The 24,065-nt window shown below is 66.9% G+C and carries 23 protein-coding genes; 12 read left to right on the top strand and 11 right to left on the bottom strand.

The features are described 5' to 3' along the window. The first annotated feature begins 148 nt into the window (after positions 1-148). Entirely contained in the window at positions 149-1,099 is a 951-nt protein-coding gene (nudC, locus tag G8O29_RS07065; protein ID WP_166402537.1) for an NAD(+) diphosphatase, read from the top strand. Between the two features lie 55 nt (positions 1,100-1,154). Beyond that, positions 1,155-1,631 (top strand): SRPBCC family protein, encoded by a 477-nt coding sequence (locus G8O29_RS07060; protein ID WP_166402536.1) that lies wholly within the window; start codon positions 1,155-1,157, stop codon positions 1,629-1,631. Between the two features lie 12 nt (positions 1,632-1,643). Here G8O29_RS07060 and G8O29_RS07055 read toward each other — a convergent pair whose 3' ends face one another. Then, complete coding sequence (locus tag G8O29_RS07055; RefSeq protein WP_166402535.1) at positions 1,644-2,477, bottom strand: prephenate dehydratase; 834 nt, start codon at positions 2,475-2,477, stop codon at positions 1,644-1,646. Between the two features lie 123 nt (positions 2,478-2,600). On the opposite strand from G8O29_RS07055, the gene G8O29_RS07050 reads away from it, so the two are divergent. The 6 genes from G8O29_RS07050 (at position 2,601) to G8O29_RS07025 (ending at position 10,278) form a co-directional block, all read left to right on the top strand. Next, positions 2,601-3,128: a c-type cytochrome gene (locus G8O29_RS07050; protein WP_166402534.1), complete on the top strand. Its 528-nt coding sequence runs from the start codon at positions 2,601-2,603 to the stop codon at positions 3,126-3,128. Positions 3,129-3,290: 162 nt separating this feature from the next. Further along, positions 3,291-5,186 (top strand): extracellular solute-binding protein, encoded by a 1,896-nt coding sequence (locus G8O29_RS07045; protein ID WP_367890139.1) that lies wholly within the window; start codon positions 3,291-3,293, stop codon positions 5,184-5,186. Between the two features lie 19 nt (positions 5,187-5,205). Continuing rightward, the gene (locus G8O29_RS07040; RefSeq protein WP_166402532.1) at positions 5,206-6,348 is read left to right on the top strand and encodes a microcin C ABC transporter permease YejB; all 1,143 of its coding nucleotides are present in this window, start codon (positions 5,206-5,208) and stop codon (positions 6,346-6,348) included. Beyond that, on the top strand, positions 6,348-7,457 hold the full coding sequence (locus G8O29_RS07035; RefSeq protein WP_166402531.1) for an ABC transporter permease: 1,110 nt from the start codon (positions 6,348-6,350) through the stop codon (positions 7,455-7,457). The genes G8O29_RS07040 and G8O29_RS07035 overlap by 1 nt, the downstream gene beginning before the upstream one ends. Before the next feature lie 10 nt (positions 7,458-7,467). Next, positions 7,468-9,051, top strand: a complete 1,584-nt coding sequence (locus tag G8O29_RS07030; protein ID WP_166402530.1) for an ABC transporter ATP-binding protein — start codon at positions 7,468-7,470, stop codon at positions 9,049-9,051. 3 nt (positions 9,052-9,054) lie between these two features. After that, on the top strand, positions 9,055-10,278 hold the full coding sequence (locus tag G8O29_RS07025; RefSeq protein WP_166402529.1) for a glycosyltransferase: 1,224 nt from the start codon (positions 9,055-9,057) through the stop codon (positions 10,276-10,278). A 54-nt stretch (positions 10,279-10,332) separates the two neighbouring features. On the opposite strand, the gene hemN is transcribed toward G8O29_RS07025, so the two are convergent. Then, positions 10,333-11,688, bottom strand: coding sequence for an oxygen-independent coproporphyrinogen III oxidase (hemN, locus tag G8O29_RS07020; protein WP_166402528.1), 1,356 nt, complete (start codon positions 11,686-11,688; stop codon positions 10,333-10,335). Positions 11,689-11,752: 64 nt separating this feature from the next. Between hemN and fnrL the strand changes: the two genes are divergently transcribed. Then, positions 11,753-12,490, top strand: coding sequence for a transcriptional regulator FnrL (fnrL, locus tag G8O29_RS07015; RefSeq protein WP_207623713.1), 738 nt, complete (start codon positions 11,753-11,755; stop codon positions 12,488-12,490). A gap of 300 nt (positions 12,491-12,790) precedes the next feature. On the opposite strand, the gene G8O29_RS07010 is transcribed toward fnrL, so the two are convergent. The 8 genes from G8O29_RS07010 to hspQ all read right to left on the bottom strand — a co-directional run bounded on the left by G8O29_RS07010 (position 12,791) and on the right by hspQ (position 19,993). Next, a complete protein-coding gene (locus G8O29_RS07010) occupies positions 12,791-14,413 on the bottom strand; it encodes an FMN-binding glutamate synthase family protein (RefSeq protein WP_166402526.1) in 1,623 nt (540 codons plus the stop codon). Positions 14,414-14,474: 61 nt separating this feature from the next. Further along, on the bottom strand, positions 14,475-15,143 hold the full coding sequence (locus G8O29_RS07005) for an RluA family pseudouridine synthase (RefSeq protein ID WP_242678962.1): 669 nt from the start codon (positions 15,141-15,143) through the stop codon (positions 14,475-14,477). Continuing rightward, positions 15,136-16,026, bottom strand: a complete 891-nt coding sequence (locus tag G8O29_RS07000; protein ID WP_166402524.1) for a homocysteine S-methyltransferase family protein — start codon at positions 16,024-16,026, stop codon at positions 15,136-15,138. Before G8O29_RS07000 ends, G8O29_RS07005 begins: the two co-directional genes overlap by 8 nt. Before the next feature lie 105 nt (positions 16,027-16,131). Continuing rightward, positions 16,132-16,596 (bottom strand): GAF domain-containing protein, encoded by a 465-nt coding sequence (locus tag G8O29_RS06995; protein ID WP_242678961.1) that lies wholly within the window; start codon positions 16,594-16,596, stop codon positions 16,132-16,134. Further along, positions 16,586-18,160 carry a gamma-glutamyltransferase family protein gene (locus G8O29_RS06990; protein ID WP_166402523.1) on the bottom strand — a complete coding sequence of 525 codons (1,575 nt, stop codon included), beginning with the start codon at positions 18,158-18,160 and terminating at the stop codon, positions 16,586-16,588. The genes G8O29_RS06995 and G8O29_RS06990 overlap by 11 nt, the downstream gene beginning before the upstream one ends. Positions 18,161-18,821: 661 nt before the next feature. Continuing rightward, on the bottom strand, positions 18,822-19,271 hold the full coding sequence (locus G8O29_RS06985) for an ATP-binding protein (RefSeq protein ID WP_207623712.1): 450 nt from the start codon (positions 19,269-19,271) through the stop codon (positions 18,822-18,824). Continuing rightward, positions 19,255-19,596, bottom strand: coding sequence for an STAS domain-containing protein (locus G8O29_RS06980; protein WP_166402521.1), 342 nt, complete (start codon positions 19,594-19,596; stop codon positions 19,255-19,257). Before G8O29_RS06980 ends, G8O29_RS06985 begins: the two co-directional genes overlap by 17 nt. A 70-nt stretch (positions 19,597-19,666) precedes the next feature. After that, a complete protein-coding gene (hspQ, locus tag G8O29_RS06975) occupies positions 19,667-19,993 on the bottom strand; it encodes a heat shock protein HspQ (RefSeq protein WP_166402717.1) in 327 nt (108 codons plus the stop codon). 215 nt (positions 19,994-20,208) lie between these two features. Between hspQ and G8O29_RS06970 the strand changes: the two genes are divergently transcribed. Beyond that, positions 20,209-20,793 carry a transglycosylase SLT domain-containing protein gene (locus tag G8O29_RS06970; protein WP_166402520.1) on the top strand — a complete coding sequence of 195 codons (585 nt, stop codon included), beginning with the start codon at positions 20,209-20,211 and terminating at the stop codon, positions 20,791-20,793. Between the two features lie 13 nt (positions 20,794-20,806). Here G8O29_RS06970 and G8O29_RS06965 read toward each other — a convergent pair whose 3' ends face one another. Then, positions 20,807-21,406, bottom strand: coding sequence for a LolA family protein (locus G8O29_RS06965; RefSeq protein WP_166402519.1), 600 nt, complete (start codon positions 21,404-21,406; stop codon positions 20,807-20,809). Between the two features lie 209 nt (positions 21,407-21,615). Here G8O29_RS06965 and G8O29_RS06960 point away from each other — a divergent pair, with 209 nt between their 5' ends. Together G8O29_RS06960 and G8O29_RS06955 are read left to right on the top strand one after the other, a co-directional pair. Continuing rightward, positions 21,616-22,962 carry a D-amino acid dehydrogenase gene (locus G8O29_RS06960; protein WP_367890146.1) on the top strand — a complete coding sequence of 449 codons (1,347 nt, stop codon included), beginning with the start codon at positions 21,616-21,618 and terminating at the stop codon, positions 22,960-22,962. 137 nt (positions 22,963-23,099) lie between these two features. Next, the gene (locus G8O29_RS06955; RefSeq protein WP_166402518.1) at positions 23,100-23,924 is read left to right on the top strand and encodes an acyltransferase family protein; all 825 of its coding nucleotides are present in this window, start codon (positions 23,100-23,102) and stop codon (positions 23,922-23,924) included. Positions 23,925-24,065: the final 141 nt, after the last annotated feature.

Below are 24,065 nucleotides of genomic sequence, written 5' to 3'. Positions count from 1 at the left end.
ACCTTCGCATGGGTTGTGTCAATGTTATGGCAAATTGTCGTTATTCGCGCGGAGGTTGTGCGATTGCGGCGCCTTCCCGATTGAAACTTGCGCGAAAAGCGGCAGAGCTTTCCGGGGCCGCAGGTAAAGCGGGAAAATCGGGGTCGGAATGCGCATCGCAGAAACAGTCACCTTCGGGGGATCCGGGCTGGACAGGCAGGCGCCCTTGCGGCGCGATGTCGAGGGACTGGGCCGGGCCCTGGCAACGGGCCTGGTGCTGCCGGTCTGGCGCGGCAAGCCCCTGATCCGCGATGGTCGCCCGCACTGGGTGGCGGCCGGGCATCCGGTGCTGGCCCTGGCCGGTCCGCCGGTCTTTCTGGGACTGGACGCGGGAACCCCCCGCTTTGCCGCCGATCTGTCCGACTGGTCGCCCGAAGCCGGGGCCGAAGCGGTGCAGGCCGGGTTCTTCGATCCCTCGGTCCAGCGGCACCCGGCAATCGGCGAGGAGGCGGGCTTTGCCGAACTGCGCGGGGTGATGACCGCGCTGGACCCGCGCGAGGCAGAGCTGGTTGCCACCGCCAAGGCCCTGGTCCAGTGGCACCGCAGCCACCGCTTCTGTTCGACCTGCGGCGCTCCGTCCGAAATGGCGCAGGGTGGCTGGCAGCGGACCTGTCCGGCCTGCGGAGCGCAGCACTTTCCGCGCACCGATCCGGTGGTCATCATGCTGGTGACGCGGGGCAATTCGGTGCTTCTGGGCCGCAGTCCCGGCTGGCCCGAGGGGATGTTCTCGCTGCTGGCGGGCTTTGTCGAACCCGGAGAGACCATCGAGGCCGCCGTGCGCCGCGAGGTGATGGAGGAGACCGGCATCACCTGCGGGCCGGTCGGCTATCTGGCCAGCCAGCCCTGGCCCTTTCCCGCCTCGCTGATGATCGGCGCGCGGACCGAGGCCCTGACCGACGAGATCCGCCTTGACCCCGAGGAGCTGGAGGCCGCGCTCTGGGTCAGCCGCGAGGAGCTGGTCCAGGCCTTCGCCGGCCGGCATCCGGTGATCCGGCCCAGCCGCAAGGGCGCCATCGCGCATTTCATCCTGCGCAACTGGCTTGCGGATCGGCTGGATTGACCCGATCATCCCCGGCGGCATATCCCGCGCCCGGCGCCCAACCTGCGGAGAGCGAATGAAACTGACGGCCAAGACCGACCTGGAAGTTCCCGCAGCCGCGGTATTCTCCGTCCTGACCGACCATGCGTCCTGGGAACGCGAGGCGATCCGCAACGGGGTCGAGATCGAGCGGCCGCCCGGCTCGCCGCTGATGGGGGTCGGGGCGGAATGGCGGGTGCGGGGGCATTTCCGCGGCAAGGCGCGGAAGGTCCATTTGCGGATCACCGAAATGACGCCGGACCAGCGCTTTGCGCTGGGCATCGACAGCCCTTCGGTCGAGGGCACAAGCCGGGTGGAGATCATGGTCCTGTCGCCGCGCCGCAGCCGGATCAGGGTCGATCTTGAATTCAGGCCCAAGACCCTGGCGGCGCGGCTGTTCATCAACACGATGCGGCTGGCCAAGGGGCGGGCCACGGCGCGGTTCGAGGCCCGGCTTGGCCAGCTTGGCGCACGGATCAAGGACCGCTACGACCGCAGCCTTGCCTCGGTCTGAGCGCGCCTTGCCCTAACCGCGCTCGCGGGCGGCCGGATAGACGCCCAGGATGCGCAGCTCCGAGGTGAAATAGCGCAGTTCCTCCAGCGCCAGGGCGACGTTCGCGTCCTCGGGGTGGCCTTCGATGTCGGCGTAGAACTCGGTCGCGGTGAAGCTGCCGCCGACCATGTAGCTTTCCAGCTTGGTCATGTTCACCCCGTTGGTGGCGAACCCGCCCAGCGCCTTGTAAAGCGCGGCGGGGATGTTGCGGACGCGGAAGGTGAAGGTGGTGATCATCTTCCCCCTGCCGCGCCGGCTGTGGTCGGGGTCGCGCGACATCACCAGGAAACGGGTGGTGTTGTTCGCCTGGTCCTCGATGTGGCGGGCCAGAACGTCCAGCCCGTAGATCTCGGCGGCCAGTTCGCTGGCCAGGGCGGCGCGGGACCTGTCCCCCGCCTCGGCCACCTCGCGCGCGGCTCGGGCATTGTCGCTGCTGACGCGGCTCTTGATGCCATGCGCCTTCAGGAAGCCCGCGCATTGCGGCAGGATCACCACATGGCCATGCGCTTCCTTCACCTCTGCAAGGCGCGCGCCCTTCACGCCCAGCAGGTTCACATGCACCCGGACGAAGGCCTCGTCCACGATATGCAGCCCGGCGCGCGGCAACAGCGAATGGACATCGGCCACCCGGCCATAGGTGGAATTCTCGACCGCCAGCATGCCAAGGTCCACCTCGCCCCTTGCGACCTTGTCCACCACTTCCTCGAAAGTGGTGGAGGGAACCGGCTCCATCCCGGGGCGGGACTGGCGGCAGGCCTGATGCGAATAGGCGCCAAGCTCTCCCTGAAAGGCGATGCGACCGGCCATCCGATACCTTCCCCTGTCGAAAACCTGCCCTTTGGGGCGTTTCGTCGCGCGTCTACACCTTGAAACCGGGCGGGGGAAGCGAATAGATACGCGGCGACGGAAGACCCCAGATAGGTGAGACCCATGTTCGACACGATGACGATGACCAAGGCGGTGGGCTCGGTCTGCGGCTCGCTTCTGGTCCTGATGCTGGTGAACTGGGCTGCGGACGGGCTCTATCACGTCGGGGCGACGGGCCATGGCGCGGAAGGTGGCGTGACCCAGGCCTATATCATCGACACCGGCGAAGAGGCCGCGCCGGCCGAGGCTGAGGCCGAGACGGTGGATGTGGCGGCGCTGATGGCCTCGGCCGATCCGGTTGCGGGGGAAGCCGTGTTCAAGAAATGCGGATCCTGCCACAAGCTGGACGGGTCCAATGGCGTCGGCCCGCATCTGAACGGTGTCGTCGGTCGAAACCTTGCGGCGGTGCAAGGGTATTCCTATTCCGAGGCGATGGCCGCCAAGTCGGCCGAGCCCTGGACGGAAGAGGCGCTTTTCGCCTACCTGGAGAACCCCAAGAAGGCGATCCCCGGCACCAAGATGGCCTTTGCCGGCCTGCCGAAACCCGAGGACCGCGCCAACGTCATCGCCTACCTTGCGGCCAATCCCTGATCCACGGACGCCCGCAAAACCTGCAAGGCCGCCCATGGGGGCGGCCTTTTGCATGGATGCTCACGCAATCGCGGCTTGTTGCCTCGACAAAGCGTGGATTACCATGAATGAATTGGCGTGACGGCAATCAGGGGAGGCTGGCGGATGCGCAGGGGCAAGCAGGTGGCAGCAGCGGAGAAGGCGACCCGGATGAGCCATGGCCCGCTGATGGCCGGGGCGCTTGTGGTGGCGCTGGGTGCGCTGGCCCTGCCGGTGCGGGCGGAGACCGTCATCACGTCGCACGGCATTTCCACCTTCGGCGATCTTGCCCTGCCGGCCGATTTCACCCACCTGCCCTATGTGAACCCCGACGCGCCGAAGGGCGGCGAGATCAGCCAGTGGGCGCCGGGCAGCTTCGACAGCTTCAACCCCTATGCCATCGCGGGTAATTCGGCCGCCCTGTCCTCGATCTTCTACGAATCCATCCTGTCGGGCACGCTGGACGATGTCAGCGCCGCCTACTGCCTTCTGTGCGAGACGATGGAATACCCCGAGGACCGGTCCTGGGTGATCTTCAACCTGCGCAAGGATGTGACCTTCTCGGACGGCACGCCCTTCACCGCCGACGACGTGCTGTTCAGCTACGAGCTGTTCCGCGACAAGGGCATCCCGGAGTTCCGGGCGGTGTCGAACGCGAAATACCAGTCGGTCGAGGTGCTGGACCCCTATCGCATCAAGTTCACCTTCGCCCCCGGCACGCCGTTCCGCGACATGCCCGCACAGGCGGGCAGCACGCCGATCTTCTCGCGCAAGCACTATGAGGAGAACAACCGGGACCTGGAGAAATCCAGCCTGGAGCCCTTCCTGGGCACCGGACCCTATGTGCTGGAAAGCTTCAAGCCGGGCCAGCAGATCATCTATGCGCGCGACCCGGACTACTGGGGCGAGAAGCATCCGCTGAACATCGGCCAGAACAATTTCGACCGGATCCGGATCGAGTATTTCGGCGATGACAACGCGGCGATGGAGGCCTTCAAGGCCGGGGTCTACACCTTCCGCAACGAGAGCCTGCCGAAGCGCTGGGCCAGTGACTACAACTTCCCGGCGGTGACTTCGGGCGACATCGTGAAGGAGGTCATCCCCTCGGGCAACATCGCCGGCGGGCAGTCGATCATCTTCAACCTGCGTCGGCCGCAGTTCCAGGACCCGCGCGTGCGCCAGGCGCTGGGGCTGATGTTCAACTTCGAATGGTCGAACAAGGCGCTGTTCTACGGCCTGTTCGCGCGGGTGAACTCGATCTGGGAAAACTCGGACATGGCCGCGACCGGGGTTCCCGGGCCGGACGAGATTGCGCTGCTGCAACCCCTGGTCGATGAGGGCCTGCTGCCCGCCAGCATCCTGACGGACGAGGTGCCGATGGGCTCGGTCTCGTCCGAGGAAACCAATCTCGACCGCCGGAACCTGCGCCGGGCCTCGGCGCTGCTGGACGAGGCGGGCTGGCCCGTGGGCGGTGACGGCATCCGCCGCAACGACAAGGGCGAAAGGCTGCGGATGCAGATGGTCCATTCCCGCACCGACCTTCTGCCGGTGATGAACGCCTATGTCGAGAACCTGCGCGCGCTTGGCGTGGATGCCAGCTTCGACATCATCGACGACCCGCAGTTGCAGGAACGCGCCAGCCCGCCGAACTTCGACTTCGACGCGCTGCCGACGACCGTGGTCAACGGCGGGCTGGAACCGGGCAGCGTGCTCAAGCAGGCCTGGGCCTCGGTGGCAAAGGACAACTCCAGCCGCAACCGCATGGGCTATGCCAACCCGGCGGTGGACAGGCTGCTGGACAAGGTAGAGGCCGCCGAAAGCCGCGCGGAGCTGACCAGTGTCATCAAGGCGCTGGACCGGGTGCTGCGGTCGGAATACGTGATCGTCCCGCGCTATTACAAGCGGGACAACTGGGTGGCCTACTACAACATGTACGAACATCCCGAGACCCTGCCGCCCTATTCGGTAGGCGAACTGTCGATCTGGTGGTACAACGCCGAAAAGGCCGACGCGCTGAAGGCCAGGGGCGTGCTGAAGTAACCACGAACGGGCAGGGATCTTGGGCGCCTATATCCTTCGAAGGCTGTTGCTGGTCATCCCGACGCTGTTCGGGGTGATGCTGATCAACTTCGCGCTGACCCAGTTCGTCCCCGGCGGGCCGATCCAGCAGATCCAGGCCCGGTTCGAGGGCGAGGGGGATTCGATCCAGAACCTCTCGGGCTCGGCCGGGGGCGGGGTGCAGGAAGAGGACGGCGGCTATGTCGGTGCCCGCGGCCTGCCGCCCGAATTCCTGGCCCGGCTGGAGGTGCAGTTCGGCTTTGCCCGCATCGTCTGCGCGGAAGGCTTCACCGGCACCCCGTCGCTGAACGCGCCCGAATGCGAGAAGGAGGCGATCCCGGCGGCCGAGCGGTTCCTGATCATGATGGGCAAGTATCTGACGCTGGATTTCGGGCAAAGCTACTTCCGGTCGATCTCGGTGGTGGATCTGGTGATCGAGAAGATGCCGGTGTCGATCACCCTGGGCCTGTGGTCCACGCTGATCGCCTATCTGGTCTCGATCCCGCTGGGCATCCGCAAGGCGGTGCATGACGGGACGCGCTTTGACACCTGGACCAGCGGCATCATCATCGCGGCCTATGCCATTCCCGGCTTCCTCTTCGCGATCATGCTGATGGTCGTCTTTGCCGGCGGGTCCTATTTCCAGTGGTTCCCGCTGCGCGGACTGACCAGCGACAACTGGTCCGACCTGTCGCTCTGGGGCAAGATCAAGGACTATCTCTGGCACATCACGCTGCCGGTCACGGCGCAGCTGATCTCGTCCTTTGCAGTGCTGACGCTGCTGACGAAGAACAGCTTCCTGGACGAGATCAAGAAGCAGTATGTGATGACCGCCCGCGCCAAGGGCCTGTCGGAAAGCCGCGTGCTGTACGGCCATGTGTTCCGCAATGCCATGCTGATCGTGATCGCGGGCTTTCCCGGCGTCTTCCTGTCGGTCTTCTTCGGGTCGAGCCTTCTGATCGAGGTCATCTTTTCGCTGGACGGCCTGGGGCAGCTTGGCTTCAAATCGGCGGTGGAGCGCGACTATCCGGTGATCTTCGGCACGTTGTTCGCCTTCGGGCTGATCGGGCTGGTGGTCGGCATCCTGTCGGACCTGATGTATGTCTTCGTCGATCCCAGGATCGACTTCGAAAGTCGCGGCTGATGGCGCTTTCGGCCCTCAACCAGCGCCGCTGGCGCAACTTCAGGTCCAACCGGCGGGCCTATTGGTCGCTCTGGATCCTGCTGGTGCTGTACGGCATCTCGCTCTTCGCCGAACTGATCGCCAACGATCGACCGGTCCTGGTGAAGTACCAGGGCGGCTATTACATGCCGGTCTTCCGCTTCTACCCGGAAACCGCCTTCGGCGGCGATCTGAGGACCGAGGCCGACTACACCACGCCCGAGGTGAAATGCCTGATCGTCGCCGCCGGGTCCGAGGCCTGCTGGGACGATCCCGACGGCATCCGGGCCGAGGTGGAACGCAGCGGCACCGCGGCAGGGGTTGAGGTTGACCGGGGCTGGATGCTCTGGCCGCTGATCCCCTACCGCTACAACACCATTGTCAACACGGGCGGCGTCGCGCCGGGGCCGCCGTCGGCGCAGAACTGGCTGGGAACCGACGACACCAGCCGCGACGTGCTGGCGCGGGTGATCTACGGTTTCCGCCTCTCGGTCACCTTCGCGCTGATCGTCACCTTCCTGACCACGGTCATCGGCATCGCCGCCGGCGCGGTACAGGGCTATTTCGGCGGGCTGACCGACCTTCTGTTCCAGCGGTTCATCGAGCTCTGGTCCTCGGTGCCCACGCTGTATGTCATCATCATCCTGACGGCGGTCTGGTCGAAAAGCTTCTGGCTGCTGGTCGGCCTGATGGTGGCCTTTGGCTGGACCGCGCTGGTCGGCGTGGTGCGGGCCGAGTTCCTGCGGGCGCGCAACTTCGAATATGTGCGCGCGGCAAGGGCGCTGGGCGTCAGCGACACGCAGATCATGTTCCGCCATGTCCTGCCCAATGCCCTGGTCGCGACGCTGACCCTGCTGCCCTTCGGCATCACCGGGGCGATCGGCACACTGGCCTCGCTGGATTACCTGGGCTTCGGCCTGCCGGCCGACCTGCCCTCGCTGGGCCAGCTGACCCGGCAGGCGCAGCAGAACCTTCAGGCGCCGCATCTGGCCTTCGTCGCTTTCTTCACCTTTGCGATCATGCTGTCGCTTCTGGTCTTCATCTTCGAGGGCGTCCGCGATGCCTTCGACCCGCGCAAGACCTTCCGGTGAGGCGCGCAGGATGAGGGTGCTTGAAGTAAGCGAGCTTTCCGTCACCTTCCGGCAGGACGGACGGCTGATCCAGGCGGTGAAGGGCGTCTCGTTCGGCATCGACAAGGGCGAGACCGTCGCCCTGGTCGGCGAAAGCGGATCGGGCAAGTCCGTGACCGCGCTGTCCACCGTCGGACTGCTGGGCGACAGTGCCGAGCTTTCGGGCTCGATCATCTACCAGGGCACGCAGATGGTCGGCGCGTCCGAGCGCGACCTGCGCCGGATCCGGGGCAATGACATCAGCTTCATCTTCCAGGAGCCGATGACCAGCCTCAACCCGCTGCACACGATCGAGAAGCAGCTGGCCGAAAGCCTGGCCCTGCACCAGGGCCTGACCGGGGCCGCCGCCCGTGCCCGGATCGTCGAGCTTCTGGGCAAGGTCGGCATCCGCGACGCGGAAAGCCGGCTTGGCGCCTATCCGCATCAGCTTTCGGGCGGGCAGCGCCAGCGGGTGATGATCGCGATGGCCCTGGCCAACGGGCCGGATCTTCTGGTCGCCGACGAACCCACCACCGCGCTGGACGTGACGATCCAGGCGCAGATCCTGGACCTTCTGGCCGAGCTCAAGCGCTCCGAAGGGCTGAGCCTGCTGTTCATCACCCATGACCTGGGCATCGTCCGCCGCATCGCCGACCGGGTCTGCGTGATGCAGGGCGGCGAGATCGTCGAACAGGGGCCCGCCGCGCAGATCTTTGCCGATCCGCAGCATCCCTACACGCAAAAGCTTCTGGCGGCCGAGCAGAAGGGCGGGCCGCCGCCGGTGCCCGAGGGCGCGCCGGAAGTGGCCCGGGCCGAGGCGCTGCGCGTCTGGTTCCCGATCCAGAAGGGCCTGCTGCGCCGGACGGTGGGGCATGTGAAGGCGGTGAACGAGGCCTCGCTGTCGGTCCGCGCGGGCGAGACGCTGGGTATCGTCGGCGAAAGCGGGTCGGGCAAGACCACGCTGGCGCTGGCGATCCTGCGCCTGATCCCCTCGACCGGCGGGATCACCTTCCTGGGCCGCGACGTGCATGCCCTGGGCCGGGCCGAGCTGCGCAGCCTGAGGCGGGACATGCAGGTCGTGTTCCAGGACCCCTACGGCAGCCTGTCGCCCCGGATGACGGTCGAGGAGATCATCGCCGAGGGGCTGGGCGTCCATGGGCTGGAGCCGGGCCGGAACCGGACCGAAATGGTCGCCGGGATCATGCGCGAGGTGGGTCTGGACCCGGCGACGATGGCCCGCTATCCGCACGAATTCTCGGGCGGCCAGCGCCAGCGCATCGCCATCGCCCGCGCGATGATCCTGCGGCCGAAGCTGGTGGTGCTGGACGAGCCGACCTCGGCCCTGGACATGACGGTGCAGGTCCAGATCGCCGACCTTCTGCGCGACTTGCAGCGGAAATGGGGGCTGGCCTACATCTTCATCAGCCATGACCTGCGGGTCATCCGCGCCATGGCGCACAAGGTGATGGTGATGCAGGCCGGCGATGTCGTGGAAAGCGGCGATTGCGAGGCCGTGTTCACCAATCCGCAAACCCCCTATACCAAAGCTCTGATGGCCGCCGCCTTCGGAGCCTGACGGGTGAAACTGCTCTTCGTCCACCAGAACTTTCCCGGCCAGTTCCTGCATCTCGCGCCCGAAATGCAGCGGCGCGGGCATGATGTGCGCGCAATCACCGATGCGACGAACGGCAAGACGACCAACGTTCCGACCCTGTGCTACAGCTTTCAGGCGCCGCCGGTTGACCCTGCGGCCACGCGGCTTGGCCGCACCTTCACGATGATGAGCGACCGGGGCGTCGTCGTGGCGCGCCTTGCGCAGAAGCTGCGCGCCGAAGGCTATGTGCCCGATGTGATCTACGGCCATTCCGGCTGGGGCGAGACCCTGTTCCTGAAGGAAGTCTGGCCCGAGGCGAGGCTTCTGGTCTTTGCCGAGTTCTACTATCGCGGCCTTGGCGCCGATGTCGGTTTCGACCCCGAGTTCCAGACCGCCGGTTTCGACCAGGTGATGATCGCGCAGTCTCGGGCGGCCTATCTGGCGCAGGCGCTGATCCATGCCGATGCCGGGGTCGCCCCGACCGAATGGCAGGCCAGCACGCATCCGCCTGCCTTGCGGGACCGGCTGGAGGTGATCTTCGACGGCGTGGATTGCGACCGGCTGGCTCCGCCTGCCGAAGCGCGGTTCACCCTGCCGGACGGCAGGGTGCTGGCCCGGGGTGACGAGGTCCTGACCTATGTCGCGCGCAATCTGGAACCCTATCGGGGTTTCCACATCTTCATGCGTGCCCTGCCCGCGGTGCTGGCGGCCCGGCCCGACGCGCAGGTGGTCATCGTCGGCGGCCATGAGGCGAGCTATGGCCAGCTGCCGAAGGACGGGCGGAGCTGGAAGGAGGTCCTGCTGGAGGAACTGGGCGACCGGCTTGACCTGTCACGGATCCATTTCACCGGCAAGGTGCCCTATGCCCGCCTGGTTGACCTGTTCCACGTCAGCCGGGCGCATGCCTATCTGAGCTATCCCTTCGTCCTGTCCTGGTCGATGGTCGAAGCCATGGCGGCCGGGGCGCTGGTCGTCGGTTCGGACACGCCTCCGGTGGCGGAGGTCCTCCGCGATGGCGAGACCGGACGGCTGGTGGACTTCTTCGATGTGTCCGGCTGGTCGGCCGCGCTGATCGGCGCGCTGGCCCGGCCCGAAGCCTACCTGCCGCTGCGCGAGGCCGCCCGCCGACGGGTGCGCGAACGCTATGACCTGCGCACGGTCTGCCTGCCCCGGCAAGTCGATCTGCTGACCCGTCTGTCCCGGGGCTGAGCCGATTTCCTGCGGAAATCGGTCCGGAGTTTTGCAAACTCCGGTTCGGCCCGGTCAGATGGCCGAGGAGTGCTTGGCCTTCTCGCTGTCATAGGCATCGAAGGCGCGGGCGATCATCCGGGTCAGGGGGCGGGCGCGTTCCGGGATGAACAGGCCCTCTTCGGTCACCTGCACCATGTCACCGAAGCCGGTCGAGGCCAGACGGAAAAGCTCGGCAATACGGCCGGGATCCGTGTCGAAATCGCGCAGCAACTCGGCCCGCGACACGCGGAAGTCGCACATCAGCGCCTCGATGATCCGGCCCCGCAAGAGATCCTCGCCCCGGAAGGCATGGCCGCGCTGGGTCGAGAAGCGCCCCGCGCGGATCGCCCGGGTATGTTCGGCCGTGCCAGAGGCGTTCTGGGCGTAGCCTTGCGGAAACCGGCTGATCGACGAGGCGCCAAGCCCGATCAGGACCCTGGCCGGATCGTCGGTGTAGCCCTGGAAGTTCCGCCGCAAAGTCCCGGCGCGCAGGGCCCGGGCCAAGCCGTCCTCGGGCCGGGCGAAATGGTCGATGCCAACCTCGACATAGCCATCCCAGAGGAACAACTGCCGCGCGGTCTCGAACAGGGCGAGGCGCTCTTCCGGGGTCGGCATGGCGTCGGAGGGGATCATCTGCTGCCGGCGGCTCATCCAGGGCACGTGGGCGTAGCCGTAAAGCGCGACGCGATCCGGCGACAGCGTCAGCAGCTTCTGCACCGAAGCCGCGATGCGCGGCCCGGTCTGGAACGGCAGGCCATACAGGATGTCGGTGTTCAGGCTGGCCACGCCCCGGTCGCGGATCCGGGCGGCCACGTCGCGGGTCAGCTCATAGCCCTGCTCGCGCCCGATGGCCTGCTGGATCTTCGGGTCGAAGTCCTGCACGCCGATCGAGGCGCGGTTCATTCCCGCGGCTGCCAGCGCGTCCAGCCGGGCATCGTCGATCTCGTTCGGATCGATCTCGACCGAGAACTCGCCATCCGCCGCCAGAGGCGCAACCGCCTGGATCCGCTCGGCCAGGTCGCGCATCAGGTCGGGGCCAAGCAGCGTCGGCGTTCCCCCGCCCCAGTGCAGGCGGGACAGCGTGACACCGCGCGGCAGATGCGCGCGCAGAAGGTCCAGCTCGTCCTTCAGGACCTGGACATAGGCCTGCACCGGCGCGTCCGAGGCGGTGCCCTGCGTCCGGCAGGCGCAGAACCAGCACAGGCGGCGGCAGAAGGGCACATGGACGTACAGCGAGATCTCGCTGAACTCCGGCACCGCCTCGATCCAGCGGACGAACTCGCCCGGGCCGACCTCCGGCCCGAAATGCGGCGCCGTCGGGTAGGACGTATAGCGCGGCACGCGGGCGTCGAATAACCCAAGGCGGGCAAGTTGCGAAATCTGGCTCATGCAACTAGGTTAGGACAGGTGCCGCTCCGGCATCCTTGATTCAGATCAACGCGAGGTGTCCCCGTTGCAGGACCATTTCGTCCACGTCCAATGCGGGGACTGCCCGATCCGGCATCGCGCGGTCTGCGCCCGCTGCGAAACCGACGAGTTGATGCGGCTTGAGCAGATCAAGTACTACCGCAGCTTCCAGGCCGGTCAGACGATCATCTGGTCGGGCGACCGGATGGAGTTCGTGGGCTCGGTGGTCAGCGGCATCGCCACGCTGACCCAGACGATGGAGGACGGCCGGCGGCAGATGGTCGGGCTCTTGCTGCCGTCCGATTTCGTCGGACGCCCCGGCCGCGCCACCGCCGCCTTCGACGTCACCGCGACAACCGACCTGGTGATGTGCTGCTTCCGCAAGAAGCCTTTCGAGGAGATGATGCTCTCCACCCCCCATATCGCCCAGCGGCTGCTGGAGATGACGCTGGACGAACTGGACGCCGCGCGGGAATGGATGCTGCTGCTTGGCCGCAAGACCGCGCGCGAGAAGATCGCCTCGCTGATCGCGATCATCGCCCGGCGCGATGCCGCCTTGCAACGGAAGCGGACGCCCGTCGCCCTGTCCGTGGATCTGCCGCTGACCCGCGAGGAAATGGCCGATTACCTTGGTCTGACGCTGGAGACGGTCAGTCGCCAGATCAGCGCCCTGAAGCGTGACGGCGTGATCAGTCTGGAAGGCAACCGCAGGGTCATGATTGCCGACATCGACCGGCTGATGGAAGAAGCCGGCGACGACAGCGATGGCGGGATTCTGGTCTGACCTGACCCGCACCGCGGTGCCCGGACCTGTTTCTGCGGGGCGTCCTGCCCGGGCGCTGAACAATGTCTTTGCTGCGGGCAAGCTGCCTTGAGGATCGGTTCAAGCCGATCCGCCGTGCGGCCCGGGCCGGAGTGGGCTGTCTGCACCGTGACCTTCCTTGCCGTTTGGTCCGTCCCGCCGGACTGACGGCGACTTCCATCGTGCCGGACGGCCGGAGCCGTCACGGCGATACCCGCATCTGGAACGACGGAACATGGGCCGGCCTTGCCGCGGACCGGCGGGCTGCCCGACTTCCGGCGACTATTCCGCGCGCCTGAAACTGTCGGCGCGTGACAGCGCCCAGGCCTCGGCAAAGCGCGGAGAGGAGGCCGGATCGGCGGCAAGCTGGCCGGGGGCGATCTGTTCGTACTGTTCGGCCAGCGAGATCACCTTGTCCGACGAGGCGCGGCGCAGGAAATGGTGCGGGCGCAGTTCGGAGGGATGCGACAAGCCCGCCGCAGCCACAAGCTCGGCCAGGGCATGCAGCGTGTTGCGGTGGAAGCTTGCCACCCGTTCGGCCTTGTCCGGGACATGGATCGCGCGCTGGCGCAGCGGGTCCTGGGTGGCAACCCCGGTCGGGCAGGCGCCGGTATGGCAGGACTGCGCCTGGATGCAGCCGACCGCGAACATGAAGCCGCGCGCGGCATTGCACCAGTCGGCTCCCAGCGCCATCACCCGGGCCATGTCGAAGGCCGAGGTGATCTTGCCCGAGGCCCCGATCCGCACCCTGTCGCGCACCCCGATGCCCACCAGCGCGTTGTGGACAAAGGACAGACCGTCGCGCAGCGGCATGCCGACATGATCCATGAACTCCAGCGGCGCGGCGCCGGTGCCGCCCTCCTTGCCGTCCACCACGATGAAATCGGGGGTGATGCCGGTCGCCAGCATCGCCTTGCAGATTGCCATGAACTCCCAAGGGTGGCCGATGCACAGCTTGAAGCCCGCCGGTTTCCCGCCCGAGAGATCACGCATCTGCGCGATGAATTCCAGCAGGCCCGCAGGGGTGGAGAAGGCCGAATGATGCGCGGGAGAGATGCAGTCCTGTCCCATCGGGATGCCGCGGATCGCGGCGATTTCCTCGGTGACCTTTGCGGCGGGCAGCACGCCGCCATGGCCGGGCTTGGCGCCCTGGCTGAGTTTCAGTTCCACCATCCGGATCTGCGGATCGGCTGCCACATCGGCGAACCGCGCCGGGTCGAAACGGCCGTCAGGGGTGCGGGCGCAGAAATAGCCCGAGCCAAGCTCCCACACCAGGTCGCCGCCGAATTCGCGGTGATAGGGCGAGACGCCGCCTTCGCCGGTGTCGTGGAAGAAGCCGCCCGCCTTCGCCCCCCGGTTCAGGGCGCGGATCGCGTTGGCCGAAAGCGAGCCATAGCTCATGGCCGAGATGTTCAGCAGGCTTGCGGAATAGGGCTGCGCCGTGCCGGCCCCGACCAGGGTGCGCAGCGCCTCGTGCGGCAGGGGGGCGGTGGGCGCGATGGAATGGTGCAGCCATTCGTACTGTTCTTCATAGACGTCGTACTGCGTGCCGAAGGGCCGCTTGTCGAGATCGCGCTTGGCGCGCTGGTAGACGATGGCGCGCTTGTCGCGCGGGAAGGGGGTGCCGTCCTTGTCGCCCTCGAAGAAATACTGCCGCATCTCGGGCCGGATCGATTCCAGCAGGAATCGCAGATGGGCGGCGACGGGATAGTTGCGCAGAACGGTGTGGCGCGTCTGACGCAGGTCGCTGAGGCCGATCAGGACCGAACCGGCGCAGAGGATCGCAAGGGGCAGAAGCCACCAGGTCTGGCCGGGGAAGGCCAGCATCAGCCCGACGGCGACGGCGATCAGGATCGCCGGCCAGGTGATCAGGGCATAGCGGAAGTTGAAGATCGTCGACAGCATCCGGCCCCCGGACAGGCGTTTCCACCAGTCAAACACCAGAAGTGTGAAGGATCTGCAAATCTCAGAAGGGCGCGGGGGCGAAGAAGCTGACCCGCTTGCCGGTCGTGGGGTGGTGCAGCGACAGGCTTTCGGCATGCAGCATCAGCCGGCCATGGTCTGCCCGCGTTTCAGGAGCATAGATCTGGTCGCCGAGGATCGGATGGCCAAGCGCCAGCATGTGGACGCGCAGCTGATGGCTGCGCCCGGTATGCGGGGTCAGGCGGACCCGGGTTTCGTCGCCCGCACGGTCAAGGACCTGCCAGTCGGTGACGGCGGGGCGGCCGTGCTCGGGATCGACCTTCTGGCGGGGCCGGTAGTCCCAGTCGCTGCCGATGGGCAGGTCCACCGTGCCGTTGTCCGTCTCCAGCCGCCCCTTCAGGCGGGCGATATAGGTCTTTTCCGCCCGGCGCTGCTCGAACTCCTGCCCCAGGAAGCCCTGGGCCTGTTTGGTGCGGGCAAAGATGATGACGCCGCTGGTGTCGCAGTCCAGCCGGTGCACGGTCAGCGCGTCCCAGCGGGCGGCTTGCAGACGGCTGATCAGGCAGTCCTGCCGGTTCGCCAGCTTTCCCGGCACCGTCAGAAGGCCCGCGGGCTTGTAGAGGACGATGATCGCGTCGTCCTCGTGCAGGATCGACAGCGGCCCGGTCGGCGGGTCGTAGGCGAAATCCGGGATGAGCGAGGGCTTATGCAACCGTGTGGCCTTCGGACAGCAGGCGGGCATGGAGGTGGCGGATATGGGCCGGCCCCACCTCGCAGCAGCCGCCGATCAGCCTGGCCCCCTGCGCGACCCAGCCCAGGGCGAAATCGGCATAGCGTTCGGGCGTCAGGTCGTGGCGGGCGCAGTATTCGGGGGCAGAGGTGCCATGGGTGTGGGGGGTGATCTCGGAAAACCCGTTGGCATAGGCGCCGAAGGGCAGGCCGAGGGGGCTCAGTTCGGCAAGCGCCGCCGCCATCGCCTCGGGCATCGAACAGTTGGCGAGGACCGCGTCGGCAGGCGTCTCGGCCAGGACTTCGGCCAGGGCGGCGACGGGTTCACCCGAGCGGAGTTTCGTGCCGTCCCGATCCTGGACCGAGACCGAAAGCCAGACCGGACGGTCGGTGGTGCGGGCGCCCTTCAGCGCCCCGCGCGCAAGGTCGAGGGAGGAGATCGTCTCGATCAGGATCAGATCGACATGCGGGGCAAGCAGGCGCGCCTTTTCGGCATAAAGCGCGGTCGAGACCTCGACCGGCGGGGTCAGGTCGGGGCGGTAGCTTTCGCCCAGGGGGCCCATGGAACCCGCGATCAACCCGCGTCCGGCGGCGGCGCGGGCCTCGTGCGCCTCGGCCAGGGCGCGGAGGTGCAGCGCGTGGAAGAGGTGGTCGAGGCCCTGCGGGATCAGGCGGTCATGCAGGATGTTGTAGGTGTTCGTCGTGGCGAGGCTGGCGCCCGCGGCGAAGTAATCCTCATGGATGGCGCGGACCAGGCCGGGGTGGTCGATCATCACCCGCGTCGCCCAGAGCGGTCCGGGGTCGCTGCCCGCGCGGGCGATCAGTTCCTGGCCCATGCCGCCGTCGAGAAGGGTGATCTCGGTCATCGTCCGTCCTGTCGTCGTACCCCGGGCCGACCCCGGAGGGTTTCACACCCTCCGGACCTGCCGTGGAATATCTGGAGAAGGGAAAGCACAATTTGAGCCGAATTGTCAGTATGCGTCGCGGAAGACTTCGGCGAGGAGGGGGACCAGCCAGTCTTCATCGGCCCTGGTGAAGGCAGCAGGGGTGTTGCTGTCGAGGTCGAGGACGCCGAGGAGAGTGCCTTCGCCGTTCCAGACCGGCAGGACGAGTTCCGAGCGGGTGCTGGAAGAGCAGGCGATATGGTCCGGGAAGGCATCGACATCGGGGACGTTCTGGACCTGCCCCGTGCGCGCGGCGGCCCCGCAGACCCCGCGGCTGAACGGGATCACGAGGCAGCCGTGGCTGCCCTGGTAGGGACCGATCTTAAGCATCTCGGGGCCGGTGACGCGGTAGAAGCCGGTCCAGTCGCAGAAGGGATGCGCGTGGTGGATCTCGCAGACGACGGTGGCCATGAGCGCGACGGTGTCCGTCTCGCCCTGGGTCAGGGCGCGGATCGCGGCGGTGATCGCGGGGCGGTCGATCTCAGTAGCCAAGGGCGCAGCCGTCCTTTCTGGGGTCCGAAGCGCCGACCAGGATGTCGCCGTCGATGCGGATCGCCTGCGATCCGCCAAGCGGGGTCTTCGGGATCACGACGGCATGACCCAACTCGGCCAGCTCGGCCCGGACCTTGTCGGAATAGCCGCGTTCGACCTCCATCCCGTCGGGGCCCGAGAAGCAGCGCGGGGCATCCATCGCCTCTTGCAGGTCGAGCCCGTAGTCGACGAGGTTGGTGACCAGGCGCGCATGGCCGCAGGGCTGGTAGGCCCCGCCCATCACGCCGAAGGGCATCAGGACGCGGCCATTCTGCCGGATCATGCCGGGGATGATCGTGTGCATCGGCCGCTTGGCCGGCCCGGCCTCGTTCGGGTGGCCTTCGACCAGCGAGAATCCGGCGCCGCGGTTCTGGAAGTTGATGCCGAACTTCGAGGAGGCGAGGCCGGAGCCGAAGCCCCAGAAGATCGAGTAGATCAGCGAGACCGCCATCCGGTCGCGGTCGACCACGGTGATATAGACCGTGTCGCGGTGGATCGCCTCGGTCAGCGGTGCGGCGGCGGGCATGGCACGCCCGGGGTCGATCAGCGCGGCCAGCTTCGCCGCCGTGTCCGGCGACAGCATGTGGTCAAGCCGCGTGGTGTGGTCGGGGTCGGCGATGAAGCGGTTGCGCGCGTCGTAGGCCAGCTTCGTCGCCTCGGCCTCGATATGGGCGCGCTGGCTGCCGAGGGGGTCCATCGCGGCAAGGTCGAAGTGGCGGAGGATGTTCAGCAGCAGGATGGCAGTCGCGCCCTGGCCGTTCGGCGGGTGTTCGACCAGGTCGATCCCACGGTAGGTGCCGGATACGGGGACGGTGTAGTCGCAGGCGGTGGCGGCCAGGTCGTCCAGCGTATGCGTGCCACCCAGCGCGCGCAGCGAGGCGATCATGTCCTCGGCCACCTCGCCCTCGTAGAACCCGGCGCGACCTTGCCGTGCGACGCGGCGCAGGACCTCGGCCTGGCCGGGGGCGCGGAAGACCTGGCCGACGGCGGGAGCCTTCCCGTCCAGCGTGTAGAAATCGCGCGCGGCACCGCGCAGGCAGGGCAGGTCCTCGGCCCAGTCGAAGGCGACGCGGGGCGCGACGGGGATGCCTTCCTCGGCATAGCGGATCGCGGGGGCCAGGACCTCGGCCAGGGATTTCAGCCCGTAATCGGCGTTCAACCGGCAGAAGGCATCGATCGCGCCGGGAAGGGTCACCGCCTCGACGGACTGGACCGGCATCGCGGTCAGGCCCCGTGCCCGGAGGTCCGCGGCATGCAGCCCGCGCGGCGACCGGCCCGAGCCGTTCAGGGCGATGATCTCTTCGGTTCCCGCGGGTTTCAGCAGGACGAAGCAGTCGCCGCCGATCCCGGTCATCTGCGGTTCGGCAATTCCCAGGACCAGGGCGCCGGCGATGGCCGCGTCAACCGCGTTGCCGCCGGATTTCAGGACCTCGATCGCCACCTGCGCCGCGATGGGGTGTGAAGTGGCGCAGAGGCCGTTGCGGGCATAGACGGCGGATCGGCCGGGCAGGTGCAGGTCGCGCATCACGCCGCGCGTCCTTGCCGGCCGGGACAGGCGGATCGGAGGGTCGCGCAATCTGTCAAGATGATGTCTCCCTGTTCGGATCGCCGCGCTGCCGTTGTCCGGTTGGAACGGCCAGCGCCCCGAACCCTAGGTCGGGCGCTGCGGAAAGCCAAGGGGATGCCTGCTCGCAGCACGATACGGGCCCGCCTTGCCCCAGCAGGCGCTGCACGCCCGGTCTGGCGGCGAAGGTGCGGCCCGGCTGGAGCGCGGCAGATATTCCCCGGAGACGTCGTCGTCGTCCAGACGGGATCAGGACGCAAGCGGGGAAGGTCTCGGAAAGGCTTCCTGCCGAACGCTGCGGCCTTCCGCGGGGTACGGTGGGCGGTCTGGCCGCGACGTGGGTGCCGACCCGACCCGTTCGGGCCTTGCGGCGCGATCCGATCCTTTGGCGCCGGGCGAGAGGCCATCGCTGTTGCCGGTCGCGGGCCGCAGTGCGGGTCCGTAGCAAGCGGGCGCGGGCCGGTCGCGGGCCGCAGACACCTCGGGCGCCAGTTTCCGATCCCGAGACCCCGCAACGATGGCTGCGGCGCGGTGTCGGCCGACGCGCACGGATTTGACCGTTTCCCGTCGATCCCGGTCGCGCCGCGACGCGGGTCTGCCGGTCTGGCGCGGGATGCGCGCCCTAGGACGGCAGCAGGAAGGTCAGATGATTCCTGTCCGCAATGCGGCTGTAGGACAGATCCGTGCAGAGCGACCGGATGAGGTGCCAGCCGAAACCGCCTTCGGGAAGGTCCTGTAGGGCCGGACCCCTGTCAGGTGGCAGTCGCCCTTCCGGCAGGGTCCCGCCCGGCATGGCGCGTCCCGCATCGACGATCAGACAGCGGATCCCGGCCGTTTCTTGCCGCAGGGTGACCTCGACCTGCCCTCCCGCTTCACCATAGGCATGTTCTGCCACGTTGTTCAGGGCCTCGGCCAGAACCACCTCCGCCGAGCCCCGGGCGTCTTCCCGCAGCGCGGACAGGGGCGGACAGACCAGCATTCCGGCCAGCGACCGGCGGATGGATGCCGGATCGGCCCGGAACGCCAGATACAGCTCTGGAGGCCTGTCGGTCCGGTCAGGCACTTGCGGCATAGGCCACGGCGGCATCAACGTTCGGATGGATCGTGAAGATGCTGTCCATCCGGGTCAGGCGGAAGACCTTTTCCACCGTGGGCGTCAGACCGGCAAGCTCCAGCACGCGGTCGGGGCCGAGCAGTTTCTTCACCGCGACAATGGCGCCGAGGCCGGAGGAATCGAGGAATTGCACCCGCGCCAGATCCAGCACCACGCGCATCGGACCGTCGCGCGTGGCATCCCGCATCCGTTCCTTGAACTGGATCGCGGTGGCGGCATCGATCCGGTCGTCGATCACGGACACGGCAATCACCTTGGGTCTGGTCTGAGTCTGCAATTGCATGGCGCACCCCTTTGCTTGCGTTTCCCGCAGCCTAGGGGCAAAGGGTGAACAACTGGTAAGCGCCAGCCGGTCAGTTCAGCTGGAATGTCACCGGATAGCGCCCGTCCTCGAAGTCGCCGAAAAGATCGCCGAGGTCAGGGTGATCGACAGGTTCACCGGTTTCGTCCGGCACCAGGTTCTGTTCCGACACATAGGCCACATAATAGCTTTGGCCGTTTTCCGCGAGCAGGTGGTAGAAGGGCTGGTCCTTGGCAGGACGGCTGTCCTCGGGAATGTTGTCGTACCATTCCTCGGTGTTCGAGAAGATCGCATCAACGTCAAACACCACACCGCGGAACGGATGCTTCCTGTGTCGAAGCACCTGCCCGATGTGGTACTTGGCGTGTGTGGTCTGCATCATCGTCAGTTCCCTTCCAGACATTTACGCCCTTGCGCCCGGCCTGTCCACTTTGCCGCGCCGCCAGCAGGGAAACAGTCTGTGGGCCTCGTCCATACAGTCCGTCTTCTGCCCCAATTCTCGCGGAATCCTGATGTCGCCTGCGGGAGTTGCCCATTTCCTCCGCAGGTCGGATAGTCTAAACTCGCCCCAAAAGAAAAGAGCACGAGGGGCAGATGAGCAGGTTTCTCCGTGCGTCGCTGGTGGTTCTGTGCCTGGCGTCCTGCGGGGGCGGAGGCGGCAGCTACTCGGCGCCGAGGCAGTTGGACAACGCTTGCGCGATCATCCGCGAAAGGCCGCACTACCTGCGGGCGATGGAGCGGACCGAACGGCGCTGGGGCGTTCCGATCCATGTGCAGATGGCGACGATCCACCAGGAATCGAAGTTCGTGGGCAATGCGCGCACGCCGCATACCTTCGTGCTGGGCGTGATCCCGATGGGGCGGCAAAGCACCGCCTATGGCTACAGCCAGGCGCTGAACGGCACCTGGGAGGAATACCAGCAAAGCGTCGGCAACCGTCGGGCAAAGCGCGACGATATCGGCGATGCGACCGATTTCATGGGCTGGTACATGGACCAGACCGAGCGTGCGCTGGGCATCCCGAAGACCGATGCCGAGGCGCAGTATCTGGCCTATCACGAAGGCCGGACCGGCTATGCCCGACAATCCTATCTGAACAAGCCCTGGCTGGTGGAAGTCGCGAAGAAGGTCGGTCAGCGGTCCGAGATGTACCGCGCGCAGCTGGCCTCCTGCCGCTAGACGCGGGGCCGCTTCAGTTCTTCCGCCGGGCCGCCTCGGCGGTGATGTCGAACAGGCTTGCGCCCAGCTGGCCGCCCTTCTTCATCTCACCCAGGATCACCGTGGTCTGGGCGCCGAGGTCGTCGGTGATGATCCATTGCCGCAGTTCCACCGGGTTCGCGGTGAAGACAAGTTCGATCGAGCCGTATTCGGGATGCTCCGGGTCCTGCGCCCGCACCCGGGTCGAGGTGCCGTCCTCGGTATGCCCCACGACCATCTTCGCCCGGCCAAGATCGATGTTCGCCGCAAGGATCAGGTTCAGCGGCGTACGCTTCAGCGGATACTGTTCCGGCGGCTGGTTCGACTTGGCGTCGAAGATGGCGACCTGCTGGCCGCCCGCGATCACCAGGCTGCGGTCGGGCGGGGAATATTCGAACCGCACCCGACCCGGCCGCCGGATGTAGATCTTGCCGGTCGAAATCGTGCCGTCCGAATTGATCTGAGTGAAATCCGCCTCTACCGTCGTCAGGCCGTTCAGATAGCTTGACAGGGTGGCAAGCGGGATCTTCTCGGCCAGGGCCGGGACGGGGATCAGGAAGGCAAGCGGGGCCAGAAGGGCGAAACGGCGGTTCATGCCGCCGATATAACCGCAATTCCCGCGCGTTGCACCCCCGGCGGCGGTTCCTCGCCGCGTCGTGCCCCGCCCGTGATCGACCGTGAGGGCCCAACCTTTCGCTGAGTCGAAGCCCTGCGGTGAATAATTTGATCCAAAGCGAAAACCGCAGAAGAATCTTCGCCAATATTGCCAATGGGCGCTCATCATCGCCAGGAACTGCGGATGAGATCGCAGTATCTGTCGCGCAATGGACATTGGCGGAGATGGTCATGAAGATCGTTGTGCTTGGCGCGGGCGTCATCGGGGTCACGTCGGCCTGGTATCTGGCCCGGGCGGGACATGAGGTCACGGTCATCGACCGCCAGCCCGCCGCAGGGCTGGAGACTTCTTTCGCCAATGCCGGCGAGATCAGCCCCGGCTATGCCTCGCCCTGGGCGGCGCCGGGCATCCCGCTCAAGGCGCTGAAGTGGATGTTCATGGAACATGCGCCGCTGATCGTGCAGCCTCGGCCCGACTGGGCCAAGATCAGCTGGCTGGCGCGGATGCTGATGAACTGCACGGCCGAGGCCTATGCGGTGAACAAGTCGCGCATGGTCCGGCTGGCGGAATACAGCCGCGACTGCCTGATCGAGCTGCGCGCCGAAACCGGGATTGCCTACGACGAGCGCCAGAAGGGCACGCTGCAACTCTTCCGCAGCGAAAAGCAGGTGACGGCAGCGGAAAAGGACATCGCGGTCCTGAAGGCCGATGGGGTGGCCTTCGAGGTGCTGGATCCGGCGGCCTGCATCGCCGCCGAGCCCGGACTTGCCGGGGCACGGCACAAGATCGCGGGCGGCCTGCGCCTGCCGGGGGACGAGACCGGGGATTGCCTCAAGTTCACCCAAAGCCTTGCCGCGATGGCCGAAGCTGCGGGCGTGACCTTCCGCCACGGCGTCCGCATCGACCGGCTGGAGGCCGAGGGCGACCGGATCGCCGCCGTCCATACCTCGGAAGGCCGGGTGACGGCCGATGCCTTCGTGGTGGCGCTGGGGTCCCATTCGCCGCAGCTGGTGCGCGAATTCGGCATCCGGCTGCCGGTCTATCCGGTCAAGGGCTATTCGATCACGGTGCCGATCGTGGATGAGGCCCGCGCGCCGGTCTCGACGGTGATGGACGAGACCCACAAGATCGCCATCACCCGTCTGGGCGACCGCATCCGCGTCGGTGGCATGGCCGAGATCGCGGGCTTCGATACCAGCCTCAAGGCGAAACGGCAGGCCACGCTGACCCATTCGATCGAAGACCTCTTCGGCGGCGCGGGCGACCAGAGCCGGGCAAGCTTCTGGGCCGGCCTGCGTCCGATGACACCGGACGGGACGCCGATCATCGGCCGGTCGCCGCTGGCGAACCTGTTTCTGAACACCGGGCACGGCACGCTGGGCTGGACCATGGCGGCAGGGTCGGGAAAGGTGCTGGCCGACATCGTCTCGGGCCGTCAGGCCGAGATCGACACCGCCGGGCTTGGCTATGCGCGCTACCTTCGCACCCCGCGCGCGGCGCGTCCGCAGCTTGGCAAGGCCGCCCTTCCCGCCTGACCTCGCGCGCCTTCGGCCTGGCGCTTCCGGGACACAGCGGGTCGTCGAAAGGCCCCTGGTCAGAGTCGACAAGCTGGATTGCGGCGCCAATTCCCGGCACAGTGACGGGAACAGGGGGGTCGCAAGGGGATTTCGGGGTGCAGGCGTCTCGGAACGGGCTGATCGACTACGGCCGCTTTGTGGCGGCGCTGGGCATCGTCTGGTTCCATACGCAAGCCCCGGGCTCTCGCGTCGCCTATATCGCGCTGCCATTCTTCCTGGTGCTTCTGTCGATGCCCTCAAGGTCCAGCCTTGGGACGCTGGCCAGGCGGCTTCTGGTGCCGTTCCTGATCTGGTCGGTGATCTTCGGCATGCTCAGCACGGCGCTTGCGCTGAAGAACCAGAACCCGCCGTTCGACTGGTGGCGCTGGCACATGCTTCTGTCCGGCACCTGGATCCACCTCTGGTTCCTGCCCTTCGCCTTCATCGCTGCCACCCTGTCGCCCTGGCTGCGGCACCCGCTGGCCTCGCTGGGGGCGGCGATCCTGTTTTCCACCCTGCTCGTCCTGAACGGAACGCCGGACATGGTCACCTTCGGACAATGGGCCTTCGGGGTGATCCCCGTCCTGACCGGCATCGCCTATTTCGCCTGGGGCTGGCGGCTGGCGGTCACGACCCTGGGGTCGAGCATGCTGATCCTGTTCCTTGGCAGCCCCTCGCCGGACAACATCACGATACTCGTCGGCACCGGGCTTGCGCTGGTGGTCCTGTCGAACCGCCTGCCGCCGACCGCGGTGTCCGACTGGTGCGCGCGGCTTTCTCTCTGGATCTACCTGTCGCATCCGCTGGTCATCATCGCCGGACAGTCGCTGCGCATCACCTATATCGAGCTCGGCCTGTTCTCGCTGGCGTTCAGCGTCATCCTGGCCCAGGTGATCGAGACCCTGGTCCAGTCCTCGCGCAAGAGCCGGCTGGAGTATTAGTCCCCTTGCCGGCGCCCTTGCGAAGGGGCCGGTGATCGTGCCGGGGGACGCCGCTGCCAATGCCGCGCAGGCCACGGGCCAAGGTCAGCCCGGCCCCTTCGGACAGGGAAAGAACCTCGCGCCGGCAGATGCGATGACAGG

The organism is Rhodobacter calidifons (genome assembly GCF_011174775.1).
Taxonomy (GTDB): Bacteria; Pseudomonadota; Alphaproteobacteria; order Rhodobacterales; family Rhodobacteraceae; genus Tabrizicola; species Tabrizicola calidifons.
Note: the sequence above shows the minus strand (reverse complement) of the source record. Positions and strands in the feature narration are given on the sequence as shown.